The organism is Synechococcus sp. MU1617, assembly GCF_020514235.1.
In the GTDB taxonomy this organism is placed as follows: Bacteria; Cyanobacteriota; Cyanobacteriia; order PCC-6307; family Cyanobiaceae; genus Parasynechococcus.
This window is the reverse complement of the sequence record NZ_VTLB01000002.1, coordinates 101,994-123,310: the sequence shown is the minus strand read 5'-3', so window position 1 is coordinate 123,310 and position 21,317 is coordinate 101,994. Positions and strand designations below refer to the sequence as shown.

Sequence of the window (21,317 nt, the reverse complement as noted above, 5' to 3'; positions counted from 1 at the left end):
TCCCCCCTTCCTGTCATGGTTGCCGCCGCATCGTCGTCTTCTGCAGCGTCTGCACCGCGCAGTGGGGATGAGATCCGTGAGGCTTTTCTCAACTTCTATGCCGAGCGCGGCCACAAGCGGATGGCCAGCGCTTCGTTGATTCCCGAAGACCCAACGGTGCTGCTCACCATTGCGGGAATGCTGCCGTTTAAGCCGGTTTTTCTGGGCCAGCAGGCGCGACCCGCGCCCCGGGCCACCAGTTCGCAGAAGTGCATCCGCACCAACGACATCGAGAACGTGGGGCGCACGGCCAGGCATCACACCTTTTTCGAGATGCTCGGCAACTTCTCGTTCGGGGACTACTTCAAGCAGCAGGCGATTGAGTGGGCCTGGGAGCTCAGCACCGTTGTTTATGGCATCGATCCCAAGAACCTGGTGGTGAGTGTCTTCCGGGAAGACGACGAAGCCGAGCAGATCTGGCGCGATGTGGTGGGGGTGAACCCCAAGCGGATCATCCGCATGGATGAGGCCGACAACTTCTGGGCGTCCGGCCCAACCGGCCCCTGTGGCCCCTGCTCGGAGATCTATTACGACTTCAAACCCGAGCTCGGGGATGAGGGCATCGATCTCGAGGACGACGACCGTTTCATCGAGTTCTACAACCTGGTGTTCATGCAGTACAACCGCGACGCTGAGGGCACCCTCACGCCGCTGGCCAACCGCAACATCGACACCGGCATGGGCCTCGAGCGGATGGCCCAGATCCTGCAGAAGGTTCCCAACAACTACGAAACCGATCTGATCTTTCCGCTGATCCAGGCGGCCGCGGATCTGGCGGGGGTCGACTACCACCAGCTCAACGACAAGGGCAAGACGTCGTTGAAGGTGATCGGTGACCACAGCCGTGCTGTGACGCAGCTGATCTGCGATGGCGTCACCGCCAGCAACCTGGGCCGCGGCTACATCCTGCGGCGGCTGCTGCGCCGGGTGGTGCGCCATGGCCGCCTTCTCGGCATCGACAAACCCTTTCTCGTCACCATGGGCGAGGCAGCGATCGCCCTGCTCAAGGGGGCTCACCCCAGCGTGATTGAGCGCCAGGAGGTGATCCTGGCCGAGCTCCAGCGGGAGGAAGCCCGCTTCCTCGAGACCCTCGAGCGCGGCGAGAAGTTGCTGGCGGAGGTGCTGGCCTCCAAGCCCACCCAGATCAGTGGTGCCCAGGCCTTTGAGCTGTACGACACCTACGGCTTCCCGCTTGAGCTCACCCAGGAGATCGCGGAGGAGCAGGGCCTGGCCGTCGACCTCGATGGGTTCGAGGCGGCGATGGAGGAACAGCGCCAGCGGGCCAAGGCGGCCGCGGTGAGCATTGATCTCACGCTGCAGGATGCGATCGATCAAGTGGTGGTGGATCAGGCGGCCACCTGTTTCCAGGGGTATGAAGCCCTCGACCAGGCCTCCTGCGTGCAGGCTCTGGTGGTGAACGGCGAACCAGCCACCACCGCCAAGGCGGGTGATGCGGTTCAAGTGGTGCTAGACACCACGCCGTTTTACGGAGAAGGCGGCGGTCAGGTGGGGGATCGCGGGGTGCTTGCGGGCAGTGATTTGATCGTTCGGATTGCGTCGGTGAGCCGCAGCCGCGATGTCTTCGTCCATGCCGGCCGGGTGGAACGCGGCGAGCTCGCCTTGGGCGACACCGTGAAGGCTCAGGTGGACCGTGCCTGCCGGCGTCGGGCCCAGGCGAATCACACGGCTACCCACCTGCTGCAGGCAGCGCTCAAGCAGGTGGTGGATCCAGGCATCGGCCAGGCCGGATCACTGGTGGATTTCGATCGCCTGCGCTTCGACTTCCACTGCCCCACGGCGGTGACGGCGGATCAGTTGCAGCAGGTTGAAACCATGATCAACGGCTGGATCAACGAGGCCCATGCGCTGCAGGTGCAGGAGATGGCGATCGACCAGGCCAAGGCGGCTGGTGCCGTGGCGATGTTCGGCGAGAAGTACGCCGATGTGGTGCGTGTGGTCGACGTGCCCGGTGTGTCGATGGAGCTCTGCGGCGGTACCCACGTGGCCAACACTGCTGAGATCGGCCTGTTCAAGATCGTGGCGGAAAGTGGCGTTGCCGCCGGTATCCGCCGGATTGAAGCCGTTGCCGGCCCCGCCGTGCTCGCCTATCTCAACGAGCGCGATGCAGTGGTGAAGCAGCTGGGGGATCGCTTCAAGGCTCAGCCGGCCGAGATCGTGGATCGTGTGGCGTCCCTTCAGGAGGAGCTCAAGGCCACCGGCAAGGCGCTTGCGGCGGCTCAGGCGGAACTGGCGGTGGCGAAGGCCGGCGCTCTGGCCGCTAAGGCCGAGGCCGTGGGCGACTTCCAACTGCTGGTGGAACGCCTTGACGGCGTGGATGGCGCTGGTTTGCAGGGTGCGGCCCAGAGCCTGGCGGATCAGCTGGGGGATGGTGCGGCCGTGGTGATCGGCGGTCTGCCGGCTCCTGGCGACATGGGCAAGGTGATCCTGGTGGCGGCCTTCGGCAAGCAGGTGATTGCTGCCAAGCTCCAGGCCGGCAAGTTCATCGGTGGCATTGCCAAACAGTGCGGCGGTGGCGGCGGTGGACGTCCGAACCTGGCCCAGGCCGGGGGACGCGATGGTGCTGCCCTCCCTGCTGCTCTTGAGTCCGCTCGCTCCGAGCTGGCGGCAGCGTTGGCTCAGTCTTGAAGGTACGTGGTCTGTCGCAGGCTGCTTTCGAGGTGATCCAGCAGCCGGCGTGACTCGTCGATGCGCAGCTGGCCGTTGTTAATCGCCACTTCCGCCGCCACCCGCAAGCGCTCCAGCAAGGCACGGGGGTCGTGCTCCATGGCTTCCAGCACATCGGCATTGGTGTCACCACGTACGACGTGGTCAATGCGATAGCTACCGCCGGGGCTGAGGCGAATATGCACGGCGTTGGTTGTGCCGAACAGGTTGTGCAGATTGCCCATCACCTCTTGGTAAGCCCCGCTGAGGAACAGGCCGATCAGATAGGGGTTGCCGCCGTCGAGCTCGTGCAGCTCCAGCAACTGTTTGGGTTGCCCATCTCCGATGAAGCGATCCAGGCGTCCATCTGAATCGCAGGTGAGGTCGGCGAGGTTGGCCAGTCGGGTCGGCCGTTGATCCAGCTTCTGGATGGGCACCACCGGAAACAGTTGATCAATGGCCCAGGTGTCGGGAGCTGAGCGAAAGATCGACAAGTTGGCGTAATAGGTCCCAGCCAGCGCCTTGCTCAGGGCTGCGAGCTCCTCCGGGATGGCTTGATCCTTGGGCAGTCGTTGGGCGATGGAATCCGCACAGGCCCATGTCAGTTGTTCGGCCGTGGCGCGGTCGGGGAGACCCATATACCCGAGCCGGAATGCGGCAAGCGCATCCTGCTTGAACTTAAGGGCATCATTCCAGGCTTCTTGCAGTCGCACCAACTGCGCATCCGCCGTCGCCGATAACTCCTGAATGGTGGCGAGGGTGTCCCGCAGGTTGCGAACGGTGAGTGGTTCGTCTCCACTTGCGTTGGGAATCGATGCGGGGAGTGCGCTGCTGCCAAGAATGTCGAACACCAGCAGGGAGAAATGGCTGGCAATGGCGCGGCCGCTTTCGCTCACCAGCGTGGGCACTGCAACACCATTGGGTTCGCAGCATTCCCGCACCGTGGCCACAACGTCGTTGGCGTAGTTCTGCAGCGAGTAGTTTGTGGAGGCCGACGATGCGGTGCGGCTGCCGTCGTAGTCGATGCCGAGTCCACCACCCACATCCAGGAAACCCATCGGGGCCCCCAGTCGGTTGAGTTCTACATAGATCTGCCCCGCCTCTTGGAGAGCGTCTTTGAGCACGGCAATGTCGTTGATTTGGCTGCCGATGTGGAAGTGCAGCAGGCGCAGATCTTGAAGCAGGTTGTTGTCCCGCAGCCGCTCCACCGTTGCCAGCAACTCAGGAATGGAGAGGCCGAATTTGGCCTTGTCGCCAACGGAACTACCCCAACGCCCTGTGCTGCGGCTGGAGAGCTTGGCCCGCACGCCGATGTAGGGCGCTGCTCCCAGGCTCCTGCTGGCTTCAATAATCCGGTCGACTTCGTCCGGCTGTTCGATCACTACCACCGGTTGGCGTCCCAGGCGTCGCGCCAGGATTGCGGTCTCGATGTAGAGCCGATCCTTGTAGCCGTTGCAGATCAGCAGGGCCTCGGGGTCGTCCAGCAGCGAGAGCGCGATCAGCAGCTCTGCTTTGCTGCCCGCCTCAAGCCCGAAGTTCCAGCGCTTGCCGCAGCTCACCAACTCTTCCACGACGTGGCGTTGTTGGTTGCACTTCACTGGAAAGACGCCTTGATACCGGCCGGGGTAGCTGTATTGCGCGATAGCGCGTTCAAAGGCGGCGTGGAGCCGCTCCAGGCGGTCTTCGAGGATGTCGTCGAAGCGAATCAGCAGCGGCAGAGCCAGGTTGCGGCTTTTCAGCTCCGACACCAGATCCACCAGATCGAGGCTGCCGCCGCGATCCCCTTGGGGTTGAACGCTGATGTGTCCTCGCCCATTGATGGAGAAGTACGGATCGCCCCAGCGGTCAAGGCCATACAGCGCGGCACTGTCTTGAATCGACCAGTGTTCGCTGTCTGACACCTGCGTCTGGATGAAGTGGATGACTGGAATCTAGGGACATTCCCTGCGTTGCCCAAGGCCTGTGCTTGCCAAGCGGGGTGGCCAGCACTGACGATGGCGGCGCTTTTATTCACACCAAATCCATGGCCGAACGCACGTTCATCGCCATCAAGCCCGACGGCGTCCAGCGCGGTCTGGTGGGCGAGATCCTCGGCCGCTTTGAGCGCAAGGGATTCAAGCTGGTCGGTTTAAAGCAGATCACCCCCAGCCGCGCCCTGGCAGAGCAGCACTACGGCGTCCACAAGGAGCGTCCCTTCTTTGCCGGTCTGGTCGACTTCATTACCTCTGGCCCCGTGGTTGCCATGGTGTGGGAAGGCGATGGCGTCATTGCCAGCGCCCGCAAACTGATCGGTGCCACCAAGCCCCTCGAAGCCGAGCCCGGCACCATTCGTGGCGATCTGGCCGTCAACATCGGTCGCAACGTCATCCACGGTTCCGATGCTGCTGAAACCGCTGCCTTCGAGATCGGCCTCTGGTTTGAAGCCTCCGAGCTGAACGACTGGTCTCCTTCTGATCAGGAGTGGCGCGTCGAAGGCTGATTGCTCAGTTTTCGATCAGTTTTCAAATCGGTTCCAGCGGAAAGCCTCTAACAACGCCTCTTCGGCTGCGTCGGGGGCCTTTTTCATGACGGCGTCGGCCGTGAGCTCAGCCGTGATGGCAGCGAGGAGAACGCCATTGCGGTGGTGCCCGCAGGCCAGCCACAGGCCTGGCAGCGGGCCAGGGCCGAGCAGAGGGCCTTCGTCGGGTGTGCAGGGCCGGAACCCCCACCAACGCTCCATCGGGGGCCAGTTGGCCGCAATTGGCAGCAGGCTAGCGATGCCCGTTTGCAGTTGTTTTTGGCCATCGGGCGTGAGGCCTTCAGCAAATCCGGCGTCCTGTTCGCTGGTGGCCCCAACCACGATCAATCCGTCTTCGCGTGGAACCAAATAGGTGCCGGGGCCGAAGATCACTCGCTTGAGCGCCTCCCGCGGCCCTTGTAGGGAGAGCATCTGGCCTTTCACCGGGAACACGGGCAGTTGCGGCACCAGCTGTTGGCTCCAGGCGCCGCTGCAGAGCACCGCCTGCCGGCAGCTCAGTTGCTGCTGTTCCCCTTCGACGCTGCGCAGATGGATGCCGCTGAGCTGTCCAGCGGCATCTCTTTCCAGATCAAGCACCTCGGCCCCTTCCATGAAATGCACGCCCAGGGACACGCAGGCGCGCTCCAGGGCCCGCATCAATTGCCTTCGGTTGTCGATCTGGCCGTCCTGCTCGAACAGCAACCCGGTGCTCCACTCCGGCCCCAATCCTGGGATTTCCCGCTCCAGGCCCTTGCGGTCCAAGGTTTGTCCGAAGCTGGCGGTGGGGTAAGCGTCCCGCTCGGTTGCTGTCCGGAACGGCACCACGATGCCGCTGGTGCGCAGGCCGCAGCCCAAGCCGCTGTCCCCCTCGATCTGTGCCACCCAGCGGGGGATCCGCTCGAGGCTGGCTTGGCCCAGTTCCAATAGCTCGCCGCTCAATCCTTCGGCATGGGGCGCCAGCATGCCGGCAGCCACAAAGCCGGCAGCTTCACTGCGGCGGCGGCTGATCACGGACACGCTCTGCCCGCGACGGGCCAGCTGATGAGCAACGGCTAAGCCCATCAATCCCCCACCCAAAACGCAGACGGCTGAGGCAGAGGCGGCAGTCATGCGCGAGAAAGGCCCTTGCTTGTCATGCTGTCAGGAGAGGGCTTCATCCTGATTCCATAGGATCCCGGAATCTGCTTCACATCAAGGGCGCATGGCCGACGCAGCAACCCAACCGGCCTGGGAGGCCGTGATCGGTCTCGAGACCCACGTGCAGCTGGGAACTGACAGCAAAATTTTCACGGCGGCGTCGACCACCTTTGGCGATGACCCCAACACCCACATCGACCCGGTGGTGTGCGGTCTGCCCGGCACGTTGCCGGTGCTGAATCAGAAGGTGCTCGAGTACGCGGTGAAGGCTGCGATGGCCCTCAACCTCAACATCGCCGAACACAGCAAGTTCGACCGGAAGCAGTACTTCTATCCCGACCTCCCGAAGAACTACCAGATCTCCCAGTACGACGAGCCGATCGCTGAGGAAGGCTGGATCGAGGTGGAGGTCGCTGAAAAAGGAAAGGACACTTACCTGAAGACGATCGGCATCGAGCGTCTGCACATGGAGGAGGACGCCGGCAAGTTGGTGCATGCCGGTAGCGACCGTCTGGCGGGATCCACCCATTCCTTGGTGGATTACAACCGCGCTGGTGTGGCCCTGGCCGAGATCGTCAGCAAGCCGGATTTGCGCACCGGTCGCGAGGCTGCGGAATACGCCTCGGAGATCCGCCGGATCATGCGTTACCTGGGTGTGAGCGACGGCAATATGCAGGAGGGATCCTTGCGTTGCGACGTCAACATCTCCGTGCGTCGGGGGCCGGATGCGCCCTTCGGGACGAAGGTGGAAATTAAGAACATGAACTCGTTTTCGGCCATCCAAAAGGCCTGCGAGTACGAGATCAAGCGTCAGATCAAGGCCTACGAAACCGGTGAGCCGATCGTTCAGGAGACCCGCCTTTGGGACGAGGGAAAGCAGCTCACCAAGAGCATGCGCAGCAAGGAAGGGGCCAGCGATTACCGCTACTTCCCGGATCCCGACCTGGGCCCGATTGAGGTGAGTGCGGATCAGCGGGAGTCCTGGCGCGCTGAGCTGCCCGAGCTGCCGGCCGTCAAACGCCATCGCTACGCCGATGATCTGGGCCTCTCCCAGTACGACGCGCGGGTGCTCACCGATGAGCGTCCGATGGCCGACTACTTCGAGGCCGTTGTGGGCGCTGGTGCTGACGCCAAGCTTGCGGCGAACTGGATCACCGGAGACATTGCTGCCCACGTGAACAGCAACCGGCTCAGCTTTGCCGAACTGCCCTTCCGGCCTGAGCAGTTGGCCGAGATGGTGCAACTGATTGATGGGGGCAAGATCAGCGGCAAGATCGCCAAGGAGATCCTGCCTGAGCTGCTGGAGAAAGGCGGCTCACCCAAAGCGATCGTCGACGAGCGCGGCCTCGGCATGATCAGCGATCCGGCGGCCATTGAGGCGATCGTCGATGAGCTGTTGGGAGCCCATCCCGATGAGGTGGAAGCCTTCCGTGGTGGTAAGACCAAGCTGCAGGGCTTCTTTGTCGGACAGTTGATGAAGAAGACCGGTGGTAAAGCTGATCCCAAACTCGCCAACCAGATTCTGAGCAAGAAACTCAAGGGTTGATGAGCGGAGCAGCAGCCATTCCCGACGCCTGGAAGGAGTGGCTGCTGCAGAACCGCGATCGAGGCTGTGATTCGGAGGGGCTGATTCAGCGGGCCCTCGATCAGGGGTTTTCGCGAGAGGCGATTGCGGCCGTTCTCCAGTCGTCCAACCCGGATTGGCTCGCTTGGTTTGAGTCACCCCTCACCCGAAAGGAGCACCGGCCCCGTGCCTGGCGGCTCGATACCTCACTCGCCCAGTTGTATGAGTTGCCGGCCCTGCTCAGCCACGAGGAATGCGGGCAAGTGATCGACGCCATCAATGCGTCACTGCAGCCGTCGACGGTGACCCGCGGCAGCAGTGACTACCGCACCAGCCGCACCTGCCATCTGCGTCAGAACCATCCCCAGCTGGCGGCGACCCTTGATCAGCGCTTTGCGGCCTTATTCGGTGTTGATCCGCGCCTCTCGGAACCGATTCAGGGGCAGCGCTACGACCCCGGCGAGTACTTCAAGGAACACACGGACTGGTTTTCGCCGGGCACAGAGGAATACGCCACCCATACCGACAGCGGCGGGCAACGCACCTGGACGGTGATGGTTTATCTCAACGCTGTTGAGCGGGGGGGAGAGACGCTGTTCCGCCGCCTGGAGCGTTCGTTCACGCCTGTGCCTGGGATGGCGTTGGCCTGGAACAACCTCCAGGCCGATGGCACCCCCAACCCCTTCACGCTGCATGAGGCCTTGCCGGTGGAGGTGGGCCACAAATGGGTGATCACCAAGTGGTTCCGTGCCGACTTCGGGCGTAACGGCTAACCGGGTTTTGCTTTCGCTGTTGCGTTGAGCAGACCCACCGCCTGGGCTCGCCAAGCGCCAGGTTGCTCTCGATTGGAAATCACGTGGTCCGCCAAGCCGCGTTTCCGGCTCAGGGGCCACTGGGCGTTGATGCGGGCTTGAGCAGCTTCAGCACTCAGCCCGTCCCGTGTGATCAAGCGCTCGAGTTGTTGGGATTCATCGCAGTCGACCACCCAGATTTCACTGCAGAGCGACTCCAAACCCGCTTCGAACAACAGCGGAATCATCAGCACAACGGTTGGTGCCTCGGTATGGAGGCTGAGTGCTTGGTCGAAGCGCTCCCGAACGAGCGGGTGAATCAGTTGCTCGAGCCACTGACGCTCAGCGGAGTCTTGGAACACGATCCGACCCAGCGCAGCTCGGTCGACGGCCGCGCCTCCCTCGGCCTGGACCGTGGAGCCATACCGCTGCAGCACGGTGTGGGTGGCCTGGCGCCCAGGCGCGAGAGCCTCTCGGGCGAATTGATCCGCATCCAACACCGGAAGACCTTGTTGCGCCAACCAACGCCCCACGCTGCTCTTGCCGCTTGCAATTCCGCCCGTGAGCCCGATGCGTCGTTGCGAGAAAAGCTCGCCAGGCGCCATGGTGTCGGAGCAGGATGCATCCAGTGTCTCGCGGCGGATCTGCGGTGGCGATGGCTTCTTCTTGGCAACCGATCCAGGGTGGTGTGACGGCGCCGAATGGATTCCAGGCTGCGGGCATCGTTGCTGGCCTGAAGCCTTCGGGTAAGCCTGATCTGGCGCTGGTGTTGGCACCGGAGGCGGCTATTTGTGCGGGCACCTTCACCACCTCAGTGGTGCGGGCGGCCTGTGTTGATCTCTGCCGTGATCGTCTCGTCAGCCATGGCGGCCAGGCCCGTGCTGTGTTGATCAATTCCGGTCAGGCCAATGCCTGCACCGGGGATCGCGGTTTGGTTGATAGTCAGCGCGCGACCCAGGTGCTTGCGGATCAGCTCGGCGTTGATGCGGAGTCGGTGTTGATCTGCTCCACAGGCGTGATTGGTGTGCCGATTCCGATGACGACCCTCTTGGCTGGCTTGGCTCCTTTGGTTGAAGCCCTGGATGACGCGGGTGGTGATGCCGCTGCCAACGCCATCCTCACCACCGATTTGGTGGACAAGCAGGTGGCACTTGAACTGGAGCTGGAGGGGCGCCGGGTGCGCATCGGAGGGATGGCCAAAGGCTCGGGAATGATTCATCCCGACATGGCCACGATGCTCGGATTCTTCAGTTGCGATGCTGGCGTTGACGCCGTCGCCTGGCAGGGGATGGTGCAGCGCGCGGTGCAGCGTTCCTTCAACGCCATCACCGTCGATGGAGACACCAGCACCAACGACACCGTGCTGGCCTTCGCGGCAGGCCTACCGCTGGCCCAAGAGCACTATGCCGTTCTCGAACAGGGCCTCACTCAGGCGATGCAGCAGCTCGCCCAGGCCATTGCCCGGGATGGTGAAGGGGCGACCTGTCTGATCGAGGTGCAGGTGGAGGGTGCTGTTGACGAGGCCGCGGCGTTGCAGGTGGCGCGCACGGTTTGTGGCTCTTCCTTGGTGAAGACCGCAGTTCATGGCCGTGATCCGAACTGGGGGCGGATCGTGGCGGCAGCAGGTCGCTCCGGCGTGTCTTTCGAGCCGGATGCCGTTGCTCTTTGGATTGGTCCTCATCAACTGATGGCGGCCGGTCAACCCGTGGCCTTTGATCGCGCTGCAGCCAGCGACGCCTTGCGGCAAGACCACGTCCCGATTCGCCTCCGCCTTGGGCATGGCTCCGGAAGTGGTCAGGCCTGGGGATGTGACCTTTCGGATCAATACGTGCGGATTAACGCCGACTACACCACTTGAAGCTTCTGTTCTGGATTCCTGTCACAATCCGAGTCTCCGTCAGACCCACCCGTGGACAAGGCCAGTTCCCCTGACGCTCCCGTTGAGATCCAGTCCCGTTTCTGGGTTGGCCCTTTGGTGGCTGGTTGTTGTTTCGCCCTCGGTTACGGCATCACCGAGCGGGTGCTGACGCTGCAGACCAATGCTGAAGACCCTGTCTCTGAGGCTTTCACACCGCTTGCGTTTCCAGGGGATTCCCTGCAGGAGATTCGGGCCCGGTTCAGCGACGAGGATGCAGCGCTGCAAGTGGATGTCACAGCCCTAGAGGCCGCTGAGGCCGCGAGCCGACCGGCCAAACCAGTGGTCAAGGAAACGATCAAACCCGATCTGGCTCTGCAGACGCCCGAACCTCCGGTGTGGACGGCCCCAGCCTGGTCGGATCCCCAAACCATCGCCCCCGAGCTTGATGACAGCAACGCCGATTCCCTGGTGATTCCAGAGGAGTCCATCGAGGTGATGCCTGCTGTGGTTGTCCCTGATGGTGATTCACCGGTGTTGGTGGCTGAGCCGGAACCTGCGGTGCTGCCTCCTGGTGCTGAAGCCTTTTTTGAAACCATCGAGCCCGTGATCCCGCCTCAGCCCTGATCTCCGATTGGATCTGCCACAGTTGAAGCTGTCTGCAATCGGTCCATGGGCTCGTCGGAGGCCTTGATTCGCGCCACGGTGAATCGCATCAGTGCGCGCCTTGGCCACGGCTTTGCAGACGCGGCAGCGGAGTTGGCGGTATTGGCGCAAGACGCCCCGGAACGGCTGCGCCAGGAATGGGATCTGTTTCAGGACGAGGTGCGTGCCGAAGCGGAACGGATTGAACGGGGTGATCAGGTCACAGTCAGCACGGATGGGGCGTCCTCATCGGAACCGTCGGAGAACCCACAAGCGGTGATTGATCGTCTCCGGGCCACGGTGGCTGATCTGAGCCAAGCGATCGAGGCACGCCCCTGATGCTTGGACTGCTGCGCGCGCTCAGGATCTGGTGCGCTGTCCTGACGCTCCTGCTGCTGCTTTGGTGGGATGGTCAGTCCTGGACCTATCGCGGTGGTGTCACCGCCGAGCGGCGAGCTCGCCGTCAGCAACAGCGAGCTCGCTGGTTGACAGCTGAGCTGCTGTCTTTGGGTTCCGCCTTCATCAAGCTGGGGCAACTGCTCTCCGCTCGTCCAGACATCCTCCCTGCGGGTTGGGTGGCCGAACTGGCAGCGCTGCAGGACAGCGTTCCGGCGGTCAGTTTTGATCAGGTGCAGACCGTGCTCGAGCGAGAGCTTGGTCAGCGCTGTGCCGAGGTGATCGACCTCGACCCCGAACCCCTTGGCGCTGCCTCGCTGGCCCAGGTGCATCGCGCCAGCCTGCGCAGTGGCCGACAGGTGGTGCTCAAGGTGCAGCGGCCTGGGCTCGATCGCCTGTTTCGCCTTGATCTTGAGGTGATGCAGCAGGTGGCGGCTGTGCTGCAACGCAATCCCAGTTGGGGGCGTGGTCGCGATTGGCCGGCGATGGCACGGGAATGCCGACGTGTGTTGCTGCGTGAGCTCGATTTCCGCGTCGAGGCCCAATATGCAGCGCGTTTCCGTCAGCAATTTCTGGATGACGAACGGATCAGGATCCCCGGTGTGATCTGGGAGTTGAGTACGCGCCGTGTGCTCTGTCTCGACTACCTACCAGGCATCAAGGTCAACGACCGTGAGGCATTGATCGAAGCCGGTATTGATCCGGCCGCGGTGGCTGAGGTGGGTGCCGCCAGTTATCTCAAGCAGTTGGTGCGGTTTGGCTTCTTCCATGCCGACCCCCATCCCGGCAACCTCGCCGTGGCGAGTGATGGAGCGCTCATCTACTACGACTTCGGGATGATGGGCCTGTTGTCAGACGGCTTGCGTCGACGTCTGGGAGCCATGGTCCGTGCTGCTGCTGCGAGGGATTCAGCGGCATTGGTGGAGGAGATGCAGGCGGCCGGGGTGATCTCCGGCGGCATTGATGTGGGTCCGGTGCGCCGTCTCGTGCGGCTGATGCTGCAGGAGGCCCTCACTCCACCGTTCACGGCCAACGCGATCGACAAACTTTCCGGCGATCTTTACGACCTGGTGTATGGCCAGCCCTTTCGGTTGCCGGTTGAACTGATCTTTGTGATGCGGGCGTTATCCACCTTCGAGGGTGTTGGCCGCAGCCTCGATCCCGCTTTTAGCTTGGTGGCGATCGCTAAGCCTTACCTCCTTCCACTCATGACCTCCAGCGGCTCCGGCAGCAACGATCTGTTCAACGAACTCGGCCGTCAAGTCGGGGCCCTCAGCAGCCGGGCTGCGGCCTTCCCGCGACGCCTGGACGAAAGCCTGGAACGTCTGGAGCAGGGGGATCTTCAGCTTCAAGTACGGCTGGGTGAATCGGATCGACAGTTCCGCCGGATGGCGCTGGCCCAGCAATCGATTGGCCAATCTGTGTTGCTTGGATGCCTGGCTTTGGCCACAGCCATCGTTGGTGCCAGTGCACGCCCGCTCTGGTCAATTCTTCCGGCCGCTGCTGCCTTGCCGGTGGGTTTGGGCTGGTTCCGAATGCAGGTCAAGATCCGTCGTGATCAACGGTTGGAGCAGTTGCCCGGTTCCAACCGTTGAATTTTTCTTGGAGGCCGAAGATCAGGCCTTGCCGTGGGGACCTTGGCCAACAGCGCCGGCATACACGGCCTGGCTGCCCAGCTCGTCTTCGATGCGAAGCAGCTGGTTGTATTTGGCGACCCGCTCGCTGCGGCTGAGGGAGCCGGTCTTGATCTGTCCGGCGCGGGTGGCGACGGAGAGGTCGGCGATGGTGGTGTCTTCGGTTTCGCCACTGCGGTGGCTGATCACGCTGGTGTAGCCGGAGCGGCCCGCCAGGTCGATGGCCTGAAGGGTTTCGGTGAGCGAACCGATCTGGTTCACCTTGATCAGGATCGAGTTGGCCGTGGCGCTGTCGATGCCCTGCTGCAGACGCTTGGTGTTGGTGACGAACAGGTCGTCACCCACCAGCTGCACCTTGCCGCCGAGGCGTTCGGTCAGCAGCTTCCAGCCATCCCAGTCGTCTTCTGCCAGGCCGTCCTCGATCGAAACGATCGGGAATTTTTCCACCAATTGCTCGAGTTGGCCAACCATCTCGGCGCTGGTGTAGCTGCCGCCATCAAAGGCATAACGGCCGTTCTCGAAGAATTCGGTGCTGGCCACGTCCAGGGCCAGGGAGATCTGTTCGCCGGGCTTGTAGCCCGCTTTGCTGATCGCTTCCACCAGGATTTCGCCGGCTTCCACATTGCCCAGATCAGGCGCGAAGCCGCCTTCATCACCCACGGCGGTGCTCATGCCTTTGTCGCTGAGCAGTTTCTTGAGCGTGTGGAACACCTCGGTGCCCATCCGCAGTGCTTCGCGGAAGCTCGGGGCGCCGTGGGGGACCAGCATGAATTCCTGGAAGTCCAGGCTGTTGGCGGCATGGGCGCCACCGTTGATCACGTTCATCAACGGCACCGGCAGCAGGTTGGCCATCGGGCCGCCGAGATAGCGGTAGAGGGGGATCCCCAGCCCGTTGGCAGCAGCGCGGGCGGTGGCCATGCTCACCGCCAGGATCGCGTTGGCTCCCAGGTTGGATTTGTTATCGCTTCCATCCAGCTCCAGCATCGCGGCGTCCACGGCTGCTTGATCTAGGGCGGAAAGGCCACAGAGGGCTGGTGCGATCCGCTCCTCGATGTGATTCACGGCCTGCCCCACGCCCTTGCCCATATAGCGGTCGCCCCCATCACGCAGTTCGTGGGCTTCGTGGGCACCGGTGCTGGCACCACTGGGGACGATGGCCCGTCCCATGGCACCTCCTTCGAGCAGCACTTCGGCTTCCACCGTTGGGTTGCCGCGGGAATCGAGCACCTCTCGGGCCACGATTGTGTCGATGACGAGGTCGAGGGAATCGATCACGTTGGGACGCACGCTTAACCCGGGGATCTTATGAGTCGCCCCTCTCTCCCCTGTTGTGACGGGTCATACCTGGCCAGAATGACGTCAGGTTCAATCTGCACGACGCTCACCCATGCGGATGCTTCACACCATGCTCCGGGTCGCTGATCTGGAGCGGTCTCTGGGCTTCTACACCGAGGTCCTGGGCATGCAGCTTCTGCGTCGAAAGGACTACCCCAGCGGCCGCTTCACCCTGGCTTTTGTTGGCTATGGGTCGGAGAAAGACCACACGGTTCTGGAACTCACCCACAACTGGGACACCGACAGCTACACCCTGGGTGATGCCTATGGGCACATCGCGCTGGGGGTGGAAGACATCCACAGCACCTGCGCCGGCATTGCCGACAAGGGTGGTCGTGTGGTGCGGGAGCCTGGTCCGATGAAGCACGGCACCACCGTCATCGCCTTTGTTGAGGATCCGGATGGCTACAAGGTGGAATTGATCGAGATGTCCTCCAAAGCTCACGCCTGAAGAACCGGATGACTTCATCGCCAGCGTTGAACGGCAGCCTCACCCATGAGCCGGATCGCTTTAGCGAAGCGGCTTGGGATCTGCTGCTGAGTGGTCAGGACGTCGCCCGTCGCTGGCGCCATGAGCAGTTGGACGTGGAGCACCTGATCCAGGTGCTGTTCACCGACCCCTCCTGCCGCCGCCTGGTGGAGCGCTTGCCCCTCCCCATCGATGCGCTCTTGGATCGCTTGGAGGATGTGCTGGCCGATCAGCCCTCTGGGCAAGGCGATGAGCTCTTCATCGGTGACGACCTGGAACAGCTGCTCGATTCGGCTGATGCCATCCGTCGGCGCTGGAATGGCGACGTCATCGATCTGCCGGAAGTGCTGATGGCCATCGGTGCGGATCAGCGGATCGGTGCTGATCTATTTGCCGGCTTTGGTCTGTCCGCGGATGCCCTGGAGCAACTGATCCGACGGGGCATGGATGATCCGGTTCCTGGAGTTCCCCTTCCACCCCAGCAGCGGCCGATGCCGCGGTCTCAGCCAGAGGTTCCGCAAGCAGCGCCCCGCCGTGAACGGGTGGCGCGAGTTTCGTCGTCCTCCCGTGAGGTGCGCGGGCCAGAGCCAGTCGCCCCCCAGCCGCCTGCCCCTGAGGCCTCTTTGGAGGAGCTACCCACGGCCCTGGAGTCCTACGGGCGGGATCTCACCGAAGAGGCGGAAGCAGGCAGCCTGGATCCGGGGATCGGTCGTGATTCTGAAATTCGCAACTTGATCAAAGTGCTCTCACGCCGGAGCAAGAACAATCCGGTGCTCATCGGTGAACCCGGTGTTGGCAAAACAGCGATTGCGGAGCTCCTGGCGCAGCGGATCGTGGCGGGTGAAGTGCCGGAGTCGCTGCAGGGTCTGCGTCTGGTATCGCTGGATCTCGGGGCTTTGATCGCCGGTGCCAAGTTCCGAGGTCAGTTCGAGGAACGCCTGCGCTCGGTGCTCGAGGAGGTGAGTGGTTCCGATTCCGGTGTGGTCTTGTTCATCGATGAGCTGCATACCGTTGTCGGTAGTGATCGCAGTAGCACCGATGCCGGCAGCCTGTTGAAGCCAGCCCTCGCCCGTGGGGATCTGCGCTGTATCGGTGCCACCACGCCGGAGGATTACAGGCTCACGGTGGAAAAGGATCCGGCCCTCAACCGTCGCTTCCAGCAGGTGGTGATCCGGGAGCCGGATCTGGAGTTGAGCCTCGAAATTTTGCGCGGATTGAAGGAGCGCTACGAGCTGCACCACGGCGTCACGATTACCGATGAGGCCATTCAGACCGCTAACCGTCTCGCCGACCGCTACATCAGCGATCGCTGCCTGCCGGACAAAGCCATTGATCTGATCGATGAGGCGGCGGCACAACTGAAGATGGAGGTCACCTCCAAGCCGCAGGTGGTGGAGGAGGCCGAGGCAGATCTCCGCCGCGTTGAACTGGCCCTGCTTGCTGCTGAGCAGGCCCCTGAAGCGGAACGGATTCAGCTCCAGCGCAACCGGCTTGAAGTGTCCACACGACTGGATGATCTGCGGCGGCGCTGGCAGGAGGAGCGCGGTCAGCTGGAGGAACTCGGCCAGCTGCTCCAGCAGGACGAAGACCTGCGTCATGCCATTGCTGAGGCTGAGCGGGATGGTGACCTCGAGGAAGCGGCCCGCCTCCAATACGACCAGCTGCACCGCTTGCAGCAGCGCCGGGATGAACTGGAGGCGTCCCAGGCGGAGGCACAGTCCGCCGGAACTGCTCTGTTGCGCGAGCAGGTGGAGGCCGGTGACATCGCGGATCTGGTGGCCCGCTGGACCGGGATCCCCGTGCAGCGGCTGTTGGCGGGCGAGCGGCGCAAACTCCTGGACCTCGACGCCCAGCTCGCTCAACGGGTGATTGGTCAGGGTGAGGCGGTGACGGCTGTTGCTGCTGCTATCCGCCGGGCCCGGGCCGGCATGAAGGATCCCCGTCGTCCGGTGGGCTCCTTCCTGTTTCTCGGGCCGACCGGCGTCGGCAAGACCGAGCTGGCGAAGGCGTTGGCGGGTTCGCTGTTTGATGAAGAGGAGGCCCTGGTTCGCCTCGACATGAGCGAGTTCATGGAGCGGAATGCCGTGGCTCGGCTGATCGGTGCTCCCCCTGGCTATGTCGGCTACGAAGAGGGGGGGCAGCTCACTGAGGCCGTGCGCCGCCGCCCTTATGCGGTGCTGCTTCTCGATGAAGTGGAGAAGGCTCATCCCGATGTGTTCAACCTGCTGCTGCAGGTGCTGGATGACGGCCGGCTCACTGATTCCCAGGGCCGCACCGTCGATTTCCGCCACACCGTGATTGTGATGACCAGCAATCTGGCCAGCCCGGCGATCCTTGAACATGCCCGCTCGGGATCCACGGATGAGTTAGGCCTTCAACAGCAGGTGGATGTAGCGCTCTCCAGTCAGTTCAGGCCTGAATTCCTCAATCGGATTGATGAGGTGATTCGGTTCCGTCCCTTGGAGGTCTCCGATCTGGTGCGGATTGTTCAGCTGCAACTGAAGGATCTCGCTGCCCTGTTGGCCGAGCAGGGCCTGGCGCTGCTCGTGGATGAGGCTGTCGCTGAGGCCATGGCCCGTCAGGGCCATGAACCGGAGTACGGGGCGAGGCCCCTGCGTCGGGTGTTGCGGCGCCAGCTGGAAAATCCGCTCTCCACACTGCTGCTTGAGGAGCGCTTTGTCGGAGCTAGTGGCGTGACGGTGCGGCTGGGGGAGGCCGGCACGGATGCTCTGGTGTTCGATCCGGTGGGGGTTTGAGGGCATCCGGTAAGGTGTCTGTTTGGCGAAGTGCCTTGCGGCACCGTTGTCAACTTCCGGTCCCTTCCCCGTGACCAGCCCCATCTCTGAGGACACCACCACTTCTGACGGCTCCAAGGCCGCTGCCGATTCCACCAAATCCGGTGGTTTTCTGGCGGACACGGTTGATGAGCTGAAGCTCGTGGTTTGGCCCAGCCGCCAGCAACTGTTCAGCGAATCCATCGCTGTGATCCTGATGGTCAGCCTTTCGGCTGCCACCATCGCGGCTGTCAGTCGCTTCTTTGGGTGGGCTTCGTCCCAGGTGTTCCGCTGACTCGATATCACCTTTCTCGCCGTGCCCGAAGACCTGACCACACCGGACGCCCCTGAGGTGCTTGATCTGCCAGCCCCGAATGAGGGGGAAGATGGCACCTTGCCAGTGGAGGCTGTTGCTAACACGGCCATCGCCCGTTGGTACGCCGTTCAGGTGGCTTCCAGCTGCGAGAAGAAGGTCAAGGCCACTCTTGAGCAGCGAGCCGTCACCCTTGGGGTGAGCAACCGAATTCTTGAAATCGAGATTCCCCAGACGCCTGCCGTCAAGCTGAAGAAGGACGGTACCCGTCAGTCCACCGAGGAGAAGGTGTTCCCCGGTTATGTGCTGGTCCGGATGGTGCTGGATGAGGACACGATGATGGCGGTGCGAAGCACCCCGAACGTGATCAATTTCGTCGGTGCTGAAGACCGGCGTGCCACCGGTAAGGCTCGTGGTCACATCAAGCCTCGTCCCCTCAGTCGCTCTGAGGTGGATCGCATCTTCAAGCGCGCTGCCGAGAAGAAGACTGTCGTCAAGGTGGATCTCACCGAAGGCGATCAGATCCTGGTGACCGCTGGTCCGTTCAAGGACTTCCAGGGCGAGGTGATCGAGGTGTCCGGCGAGCGCAACAAGCTCAAGGCCCTGCTCTCCATCTTTGGTCGAGAGACCCCGGTGGAACTGGAGTTCTCTCAGATCAGCAAACAAAACTGACCTGGCGGCGGCCGTCTCCCTGCGGAGGGCGGCCTTGGGAGTGGGCAACCATTCCGCCGCACCCGACCCGAGGGTCTGGTGATCCGCAGCTGTCCAAACCCCCCAGCCGATGGCCAAGAAAGTCGTAGCTGTGATCAAGCTGGCCCTAGATGCCGGCAAAGCCAACCCCGCGCCGCCGGTGGGCCCTGCCCTCGGTCAGCACGGTGTGAACATCATGATGTTCTGCAAGGAGTACAACGCTCGGACGCAGGACAAAGCCGGTTATGTGATTCCGGTGGAGATCTCGGTCTTTGAAGACCGCAGCTTCACCTTCATTACCAAGACGCCTCCGGCGTCGGTGCTGATCACCAAGGCCGCGAAGATCCAAAAGGGATCCGGTGAGTCCTCCAAGGGCAGTGTTGGATCGATTACTCGTGCTCAGCTCGAGGAAATCGCCAAGACCAAGCTCCCCGACCTCAACTGCACCAGCGTTGAGTCCGCCATGCGGATCATCGAAGGTACCGCCCGCAACATGGGCGTTTCCGTCAGCGACTGACCTCGCTGCATCGCTTCTCCAACCCATTCGGGGGAGGCATCACTGATGTCGTCTGAACCCCACCACTGAACATGCCCAAAATCTCCAAGCGCCTGGCCAGCATGGCCGGCAAGATCGAGGACCGTGCCTACGCACCCCTCGAGGCGATTGCCCTGGTCAAGGACAACGCCAACGCGAAATTCGACGAGACGATGGAGGCCCATGTGCGCCTCGGCATCGATCCGAAGTACACCGACCAGCAGCTGCGCACCACCGTGGCTCTGCCCAATGGCACCGGTCAGACCGTGCGCATCGCCGTGGTCACCCGCGGTGAGAAGGTTGCTGAAGCCAAAGCAGCCGGTGCTGAACTCGCCGGTGAAGAAGATCTGGTGGAAAGCATCAGCAAGGGCGAAATGGATTTCGACCTGTTGATCGCCACCCCCGACATGATGCCCAAGGTGGCCAAGCTGGGTCGGGTCCTTGGTCCCCGTGGCTTGATGCCCAACCCCAAGGCAGGCACCGTCACGACGGACATTGAGGCCGCGATCAAGGAATTCAAGGCCGGCAAACTGGAATTCCGTGCCGACCGCACCGGCATTGTCCACGTCCGTTTCGGCAAGGCCAGCTTCAGCGCCGATGCCCTGCTGCAGAACCTCAAGACCCTGCAGGAGACCATCGACCGCAACAAGCCCAGCGGTGCCAAAGGCCGTTACTGGAAGTCCCTGTATGTGACCTCCACCATGGGTCCTTCCGTTGAAGTCGATTTCTCTGCTCTGCAGGACATCGAGCAGGGGAGCTGATCAGGCTCTCCTCTACACTTAACGATTGGCGTAAGCCAAATCGGGCACGCGCCCGGCCAGAGACAGCAGGACGTCCCTGGGCATGACTCCAGTCATTCCCGTCGATGTAATCCCTGCCGAGGCAGACGCGACACGGTTTTGTCCCATTCGGGATTGGATCGGCACGCGGCCTCGTCTTCCTTGCGAAGACTCGATCGGCCGTGTGCCCAGCTTGTTCCTTTGATCCGATCCAATCCCTATGGGCCGCACGCTGGAGAACAAGCAGCAGATCGTCGGAGAGCTCAAAGAGCTCCTCGCCGACGCCGAACTGGCACTTGTCCTTGATTTCAAGGGCCTGTCCATCAAGGAAATGTCTGACCTGCGGGATCGTCTGCGGGCCAGCGACAGCGTTTGCAAGGTGACCAAAAACACCTTGATGCGCCGTGCCATTGATGGCGACAGCAACTGGGCCAGCCTCGATTCCCTGCTGACCGGAACCAACGCCTTCGTCCTGGTGAAGGGCGATGTTGGTGCCGGTGTGAAGGCCGTTCAGACCTTCCAGAAGGAACTCAAGAAGTCCGAGACCAAGGGCGGCCTTTTCGAAGGCAAGCTCCTGTCTCAGGATGAGATCAAAGCCATTGCCGATCTCCCCTCCAAGGAGCAGCTCATGGCTCAGATCGCCGGTGCCATCAACGCCGTGGCCACGAAGGTCGCTGTGGGCATCAACGAGGTTCCCTCTGGTATGGCCAGGGCACTCAAGCAGCACGCCGAAGGCGGCGAAGGCTGATTCGGCTCTGCCGAGACCACTGTTCATTGATCTGTTGCTTCCCCTTTCAAAACCATGTCTGCAAAAACCGACGAAATTCTCGAATCGCTGAAATCCCTCTCCCTGCTTGAAGCTTCCGAGCTGGTCAAGCAGATCGAAGAGGCCTTCGGTGTGTCTGCCGCAGCATCTGCTGGTGTTGTGATGGCTGCCCCTGGCGCTGCTGGTGGCGGTGGCGAGGCCGCTGAAGAGAAGACCGAATTCGATGTGATCCTCGAAGGCTTCGACGCCTCCGCCAAGATCAAGGTCCTCAAGGCTGTCCGTGAGGCAACCGGTCTGGGCCTGGGCGACGCCAAGGCTCTTGTTGAGGCTGCTCCCAAGGCCGTCAAGGAAGGTGTCTCCAAGGAAGACGCCGAGGCTGCCAAGAAGGCCATCGAAGAAGCAGGCGGCAAGGTCACCCTCAAGTGATCTCCTTG

General features: G+C 62.5%; 20 protein-coding genes. 16 read left to right on the top strand and 4 right to left on the bottom strand.

The genetic code is table 11. The features are described from left to right. Positions 1-15: 15 nt before the first annotated feature. Positions 16-2,685 carry an alanine--tRNA ligase gene (gene alaS / locus FZZ90_RS04530; protein WP_226424568.1) on the top strand — a complete coding sequence of 890 codons (2,670 nt, stop codon included), beginning with the start codon at positions 16-18 and terminating at the stop codon, positions 2,683-2,685. Here alaS and speA read toward each other — a convergent pair. After that, positions 2,676-4,604, bottom strand: coding sequence for a biosynthetic arginine decarboxylase (gene speA, locus FZZ90_RS04525; protein WP_226424567.1), 1,929 nt, complete (start codon positions 4,602-4,604; stop codon positions 2,676-2,678). The genes alaS and speA overlap by 10 nt on opposite strands. Positions 4,605-4,726: 122 nt before the next feature. Between speA and ndk the strand changes: the two genes are divergently transcribed. After that, positions 4,727-5,182 (top strand): nucleoside-diphosphate kinase, encoded by a 456-nt coding sequence (gene ndk, locus FZZ90_RS04520; RefSeq protein WP_025362563.1) that lies wholly within the window; start codon positions 4,727-4,729, stop codon positions 5,180-5,182. A 15-nt stretch (positions 5,183-5,197) separates the two neighbouring features. Here ndk and thiO read toward each other — a convergent pair whose 3' ends face one another. Continuing rightward, the gene (gene thiO, locus FZZ90_RS04515) at positions 5,198-6,310 is read right to left on the bottom strand and encodes a glycine oxidase ThiO (RefSeq protein ID WP_226424566.1); all 1,113 of its coding nucleotides are present in this window, start codon (positions 6,308-6,310) and stop codon (positions 5,198-5,200) included. Positions 6,311-6,401: 91 nt separating this feature from the next. On the opposite strand from thiO, the gene gatB reads away from it, so the two are divergent. Both gatB and FZZ90_RS04505 read left to right on the top strand, forming a co-directional pair. Beyond that, positions 6,402-7,883 carry an Asp-tRNA(Asn)/Glu-tRNA(Gln) amidotransferase subunit GatB gene (gene gatB / locus FZZ90_RS04510; protein ID WP_226424565.1) on the top strand — a complete coding sequence of 494 codons (1,482 nt, stop codon included), beginning with the start codon at positions 6,402-6,404 and terminating at the stop codon, positions 7,881-7,883. Further along, positions 7,883-8,674 carry a 2OG-Fe(II) oxygenase gene (locus FZZ90_RS04505; protein ID WP_226424564.1) on the top strand — a complete coding sequence of 264 codons (792 nt, stop codon included), beginning with the start codon at positions 7,883-7,885 and terminating at the stop codon, positions 8,672-8,674. The genes gatB and FZZ90_RS04505 overlap by 1 nt, the downstream gene beginning before the upstream one ends. Here FZZ90_RS04505 and coaE read toward each other — a convergent pair. Then, entirely contained in the window at positions 8,671-9,297 is a 627-nt protein-coding gene (gene coaE, locus FZZ90_RS04500) for a dephospho-CoA kinase (protein ID WP_226424563.1), read from the bottom strand. The genes FZZ90_RS04505 and coaE overlap by 4 nt on opposite strands. 50 nt (positions 9,298-9,347) lie before the next feature. Between coaE and argJ the strand changes: the two genes are divergently transcribed. From argJ to FZZ90_RS04480, 4 genes are read left to right on the top strand one after another with little or no spacing between them, the layout of a single operon-like run. After that, complete coding sequence (gene argJ / locus FZZ90_RS04495) at positions 9,348-10,550, top strand: bifunctional glutamate N-acetyltransferase/amino-acid acetyltransferase ArgJ (protein ID WP_226425012.1); 1,203 nt, start codon at positions 9,348-9,350, stop codon at positions 10,548-10,550. A gap of 51 nt (positions 10,551-10,601) precedes the next feature. After that, the gene (locus FZZ90_RS04490) at positions 10,602-11,174 is read left to right on the top strand and encodes a hypothetical protein (RefSeq protein WP_226424562.1); all 573 of its coding nucleotides are present in this window, start codon (positions 10,602-10,604) and stop codon (positions 11,172-11,174) included. A 45-nt stretch (positions 11,175-11,219) separates the two neighbouring features. Beyond that, positions 11,220-11,531, top strand: coding sequence for a hypothetical protein (locus FZZ90_RS04485; RefSeq protein ID WP_226424561.1), 312 nt, complete (start codon positions 11,220-11,222; stop codon positions 11,529-11,531). After that, on the top strand, positions 11,531-13,183 hold the full coding sequence (locus tag FZZ90_RS04480) for an AarF/ABC1/UbiB kinase family protein (protein ID WP_226424560.1): 1,653 nt from the start codon (positions 11,531-11,533) through the stop codon (positions 13,181-13,183). The genes FZZ90_RS04485 and FZZ90_RS04480 overlap by 1 nt, the downstream gene beginning before the upstream one ends. Positions 13,184-13,204: 21 nt before the next feature. Here the strand turns inward: FZZ90_RS04480 and eno are convergent, their stop codons facing one another. Continuing rightward, entirely contained in the window at positions 13,205-14,497 is a 1,293-nt protein-coding gene (eno, locus tag FZZ90_RS04475) for a phosphopyruvate hydratase (protein WP_226424559.1), read from the bottom strand. Positions 14,498-14,609: 112 nt separating this feature from the next. On the opposite strand from eno, the gene gloA reads away from it, so the two are divergent. The 8 genes from gloA (at position 14,610) to rplL (ending at position 21,309) form a co-directional block, all read left to right on the top strand. Next, complete coding sequence (gene gloA, locus FZZ90_RS04470; RefSeq protein WP_011365402.1) at positions 14,610-15,008, top strand: lactoylglutathione lyase; 399 nt, start codon at positions 14,610-14,612, stop codon at positions 15,006-15,008. Between the two features lie 8 nt (positions 15,009-15,016). Further along, positions 15,017-17,782: an ATP-dependent Clp protease ATP-binding subunit gene (locus FZZ90_RS04465; RefSeq protein WP_226424558.1), complete on the top strand. Its 2,766-nt coding sequence runs from the start codon at positions 15,017-15,019 to the stop codon at positions 17,780-17,782. A 70-nt stretch (positions 17,783-17,852) separates the two neighbouring features. Beyond that, a complete protein-coding gene (secE, locus tag FZZ90_RS04460) occupies positions 17,853-18,095 on the top strand; it encodes a preprotein translocase subunit SecE (protein WP_006850159.1) in 243 nt (80 codons plus the stop codon). 21 nt (positions 18,096-18,116) lie between these two features. After that, positions 18,117-18,785, top strand: a complete 669-nt coding sequence (gene nusG / locus FZZ90_RS04455) for a transcription termination/antitermination protein NusG (RefSeq protein ID WP_226424557.1) — start codon at positions 18,117-18,119, stop codon at positions 18,783-18,785. Between the two features lie 109 nt (positions 18,786-18,894). Beyond that, positions 18,895-19,320: a 50S ribosomal protein L11 gene (rplK, locus tag FZZ90_RS04450; protein WP_226424556.1), complete on the top strand. Its 426-nt coding sequence runs from the start codon at positions 18,895-18,897 to the stop codon at positions 19,318-19,320. A gap of 71 nt (positions 19,321-19,391) precedes the next feature. Continuing rightward, positions 19,392-20,099, top strand: a complete 708-nt coding sequence (gene rplA / locus FZZ90_RS04445; RefSeq protein ID WP_226400888.1) for a 50S ribosomal protein L1 — start codon at positions 19,392-19,394, stop codon at positions 20,097-20,099. A gap of 238 nt (positions 20,100-20,337) precedes the next feature. After that, complete coding sequence (gene rplJ, locus FZZ90_RS04440) at positions 20,338-20,865, top strand: 50S ribosomal protein L10 (protein WP_006851480.1); 528 nt, start codon at positions 20,338-20,340, stop codon at positions 20,863-20,865. 54 nt (positions 20,866-20,919) lie between these two features. Next, positions 20,920-21,309 carry a 50S ribosomal protein L7/L12 gene (gene rplL, locus FZZ90_RS04435; protein ID WP_226424555.1) on the top strand — a complete coding sequence of 130 codons (390 nt, stop codon included), beginning with the start codon at positions 20,920-20,922 and terminating at the stop codon, positions 21,307-21,309. Positions 21,310-21,317 lie beyond the last annotated feature (8 nt).

Coding starts and splice junctions, on each gene's coding strand:
- rplJ (WP_006851480.1), top strand. CDS start 20,338: ATGGGCCGCACGCTGGAGAACAAGCAGCAGATCGTCGGAGAGCTCAAA.
- rplK (WP_226424556.1), top strand. CDS start 18,895: ATGGCCAAGAAAGTCGTAGCTGTGATCAAGCTGGCCCTAGATGCCGGC.
- coaE (WP_226424563.1), bottom strand. CDS start 9,297: ATGGCGCCTGGCGAGCTTTTCTCGCAACGACGCATCGGGCTCACGGGC.
- rplL (WP_226424555.1), top strand. CDS start 20,920: ATGTCTGCAAAAACCGACGAAATTCTCGAATCGCTGAAATCCCTCTCC.
- rplA (WP_226400888.1), top strand. CDS start 19,392: ATGCCCAAAATCTCCAAGCGCCTGGCCAGCATGGCCGGCAAGATCGAG.
- ndk (WP_025362563.1), top strand. CDS start 4,727: ATGGCCGAACGCACGTTCATCGCCATCAAGCCCGACGGCGTCCAGCGC.
- FZZ90_RS04465 (WP_226424558.1), top strand. CDS start 15,017: ATGACTTCATCGCCAGCGTTGAACGGCAGCCTCACCCATGAGCCGGAT.
- FZZ90_RS04505 (WP_226424564.1), top strand. CDS start 7,883: ATGAGCGGAGCAGCAGCCATTCCCGACGCCTGGAAGGAGTGGCTGCTG.
- alaS (WP_226424568.1), top strand. CDS start 16: ATGGTTGCCGCCGCATCGTCGTCTTCTGCAGCGTCTGCACCGCGCAGT.
- argJ (WP_226425012.1), top strand. CDS start 9,348: ATGGCTTCTTCTTGGCAACCGATCCAGGGTGGTGTGACGGCGCCGAAT.
- thiO (WP_226424566.1), bottom strand. CDS start 6,310: ATGACTGCCGCCTCTGCCTCAGCCGTCTGCGTTTTGGGTGGGGGATTG.
- FZZ90_RS04485 (WP_226424561.1), top strand. CDS start 11,220: ATGGGCTCGTCGGAGGCCTTGATTCGCGCCACGGTGAATCGCATCAGT.
- gloA (WP_011365402.1), top strand. CDS start 14,610: ATGCGGATGCTTCACACCATGCTCCGGGTCGCTGATCTGGAGCGGTCT.
- gatB (WP_226424565.1), top strand. CDS start 6,402: ATGGCCGACGCAGCAACCCAACCGGCCTGGGAGGCCGTGATCGGTCTC.
- FZZ90_RS04480 (WP_226424560.1), top strand. CDS start 11,531: ATGCTTGGACTGCTGCGCGCGCTCAGGATCTGGTGCGCTGTCCTGACG.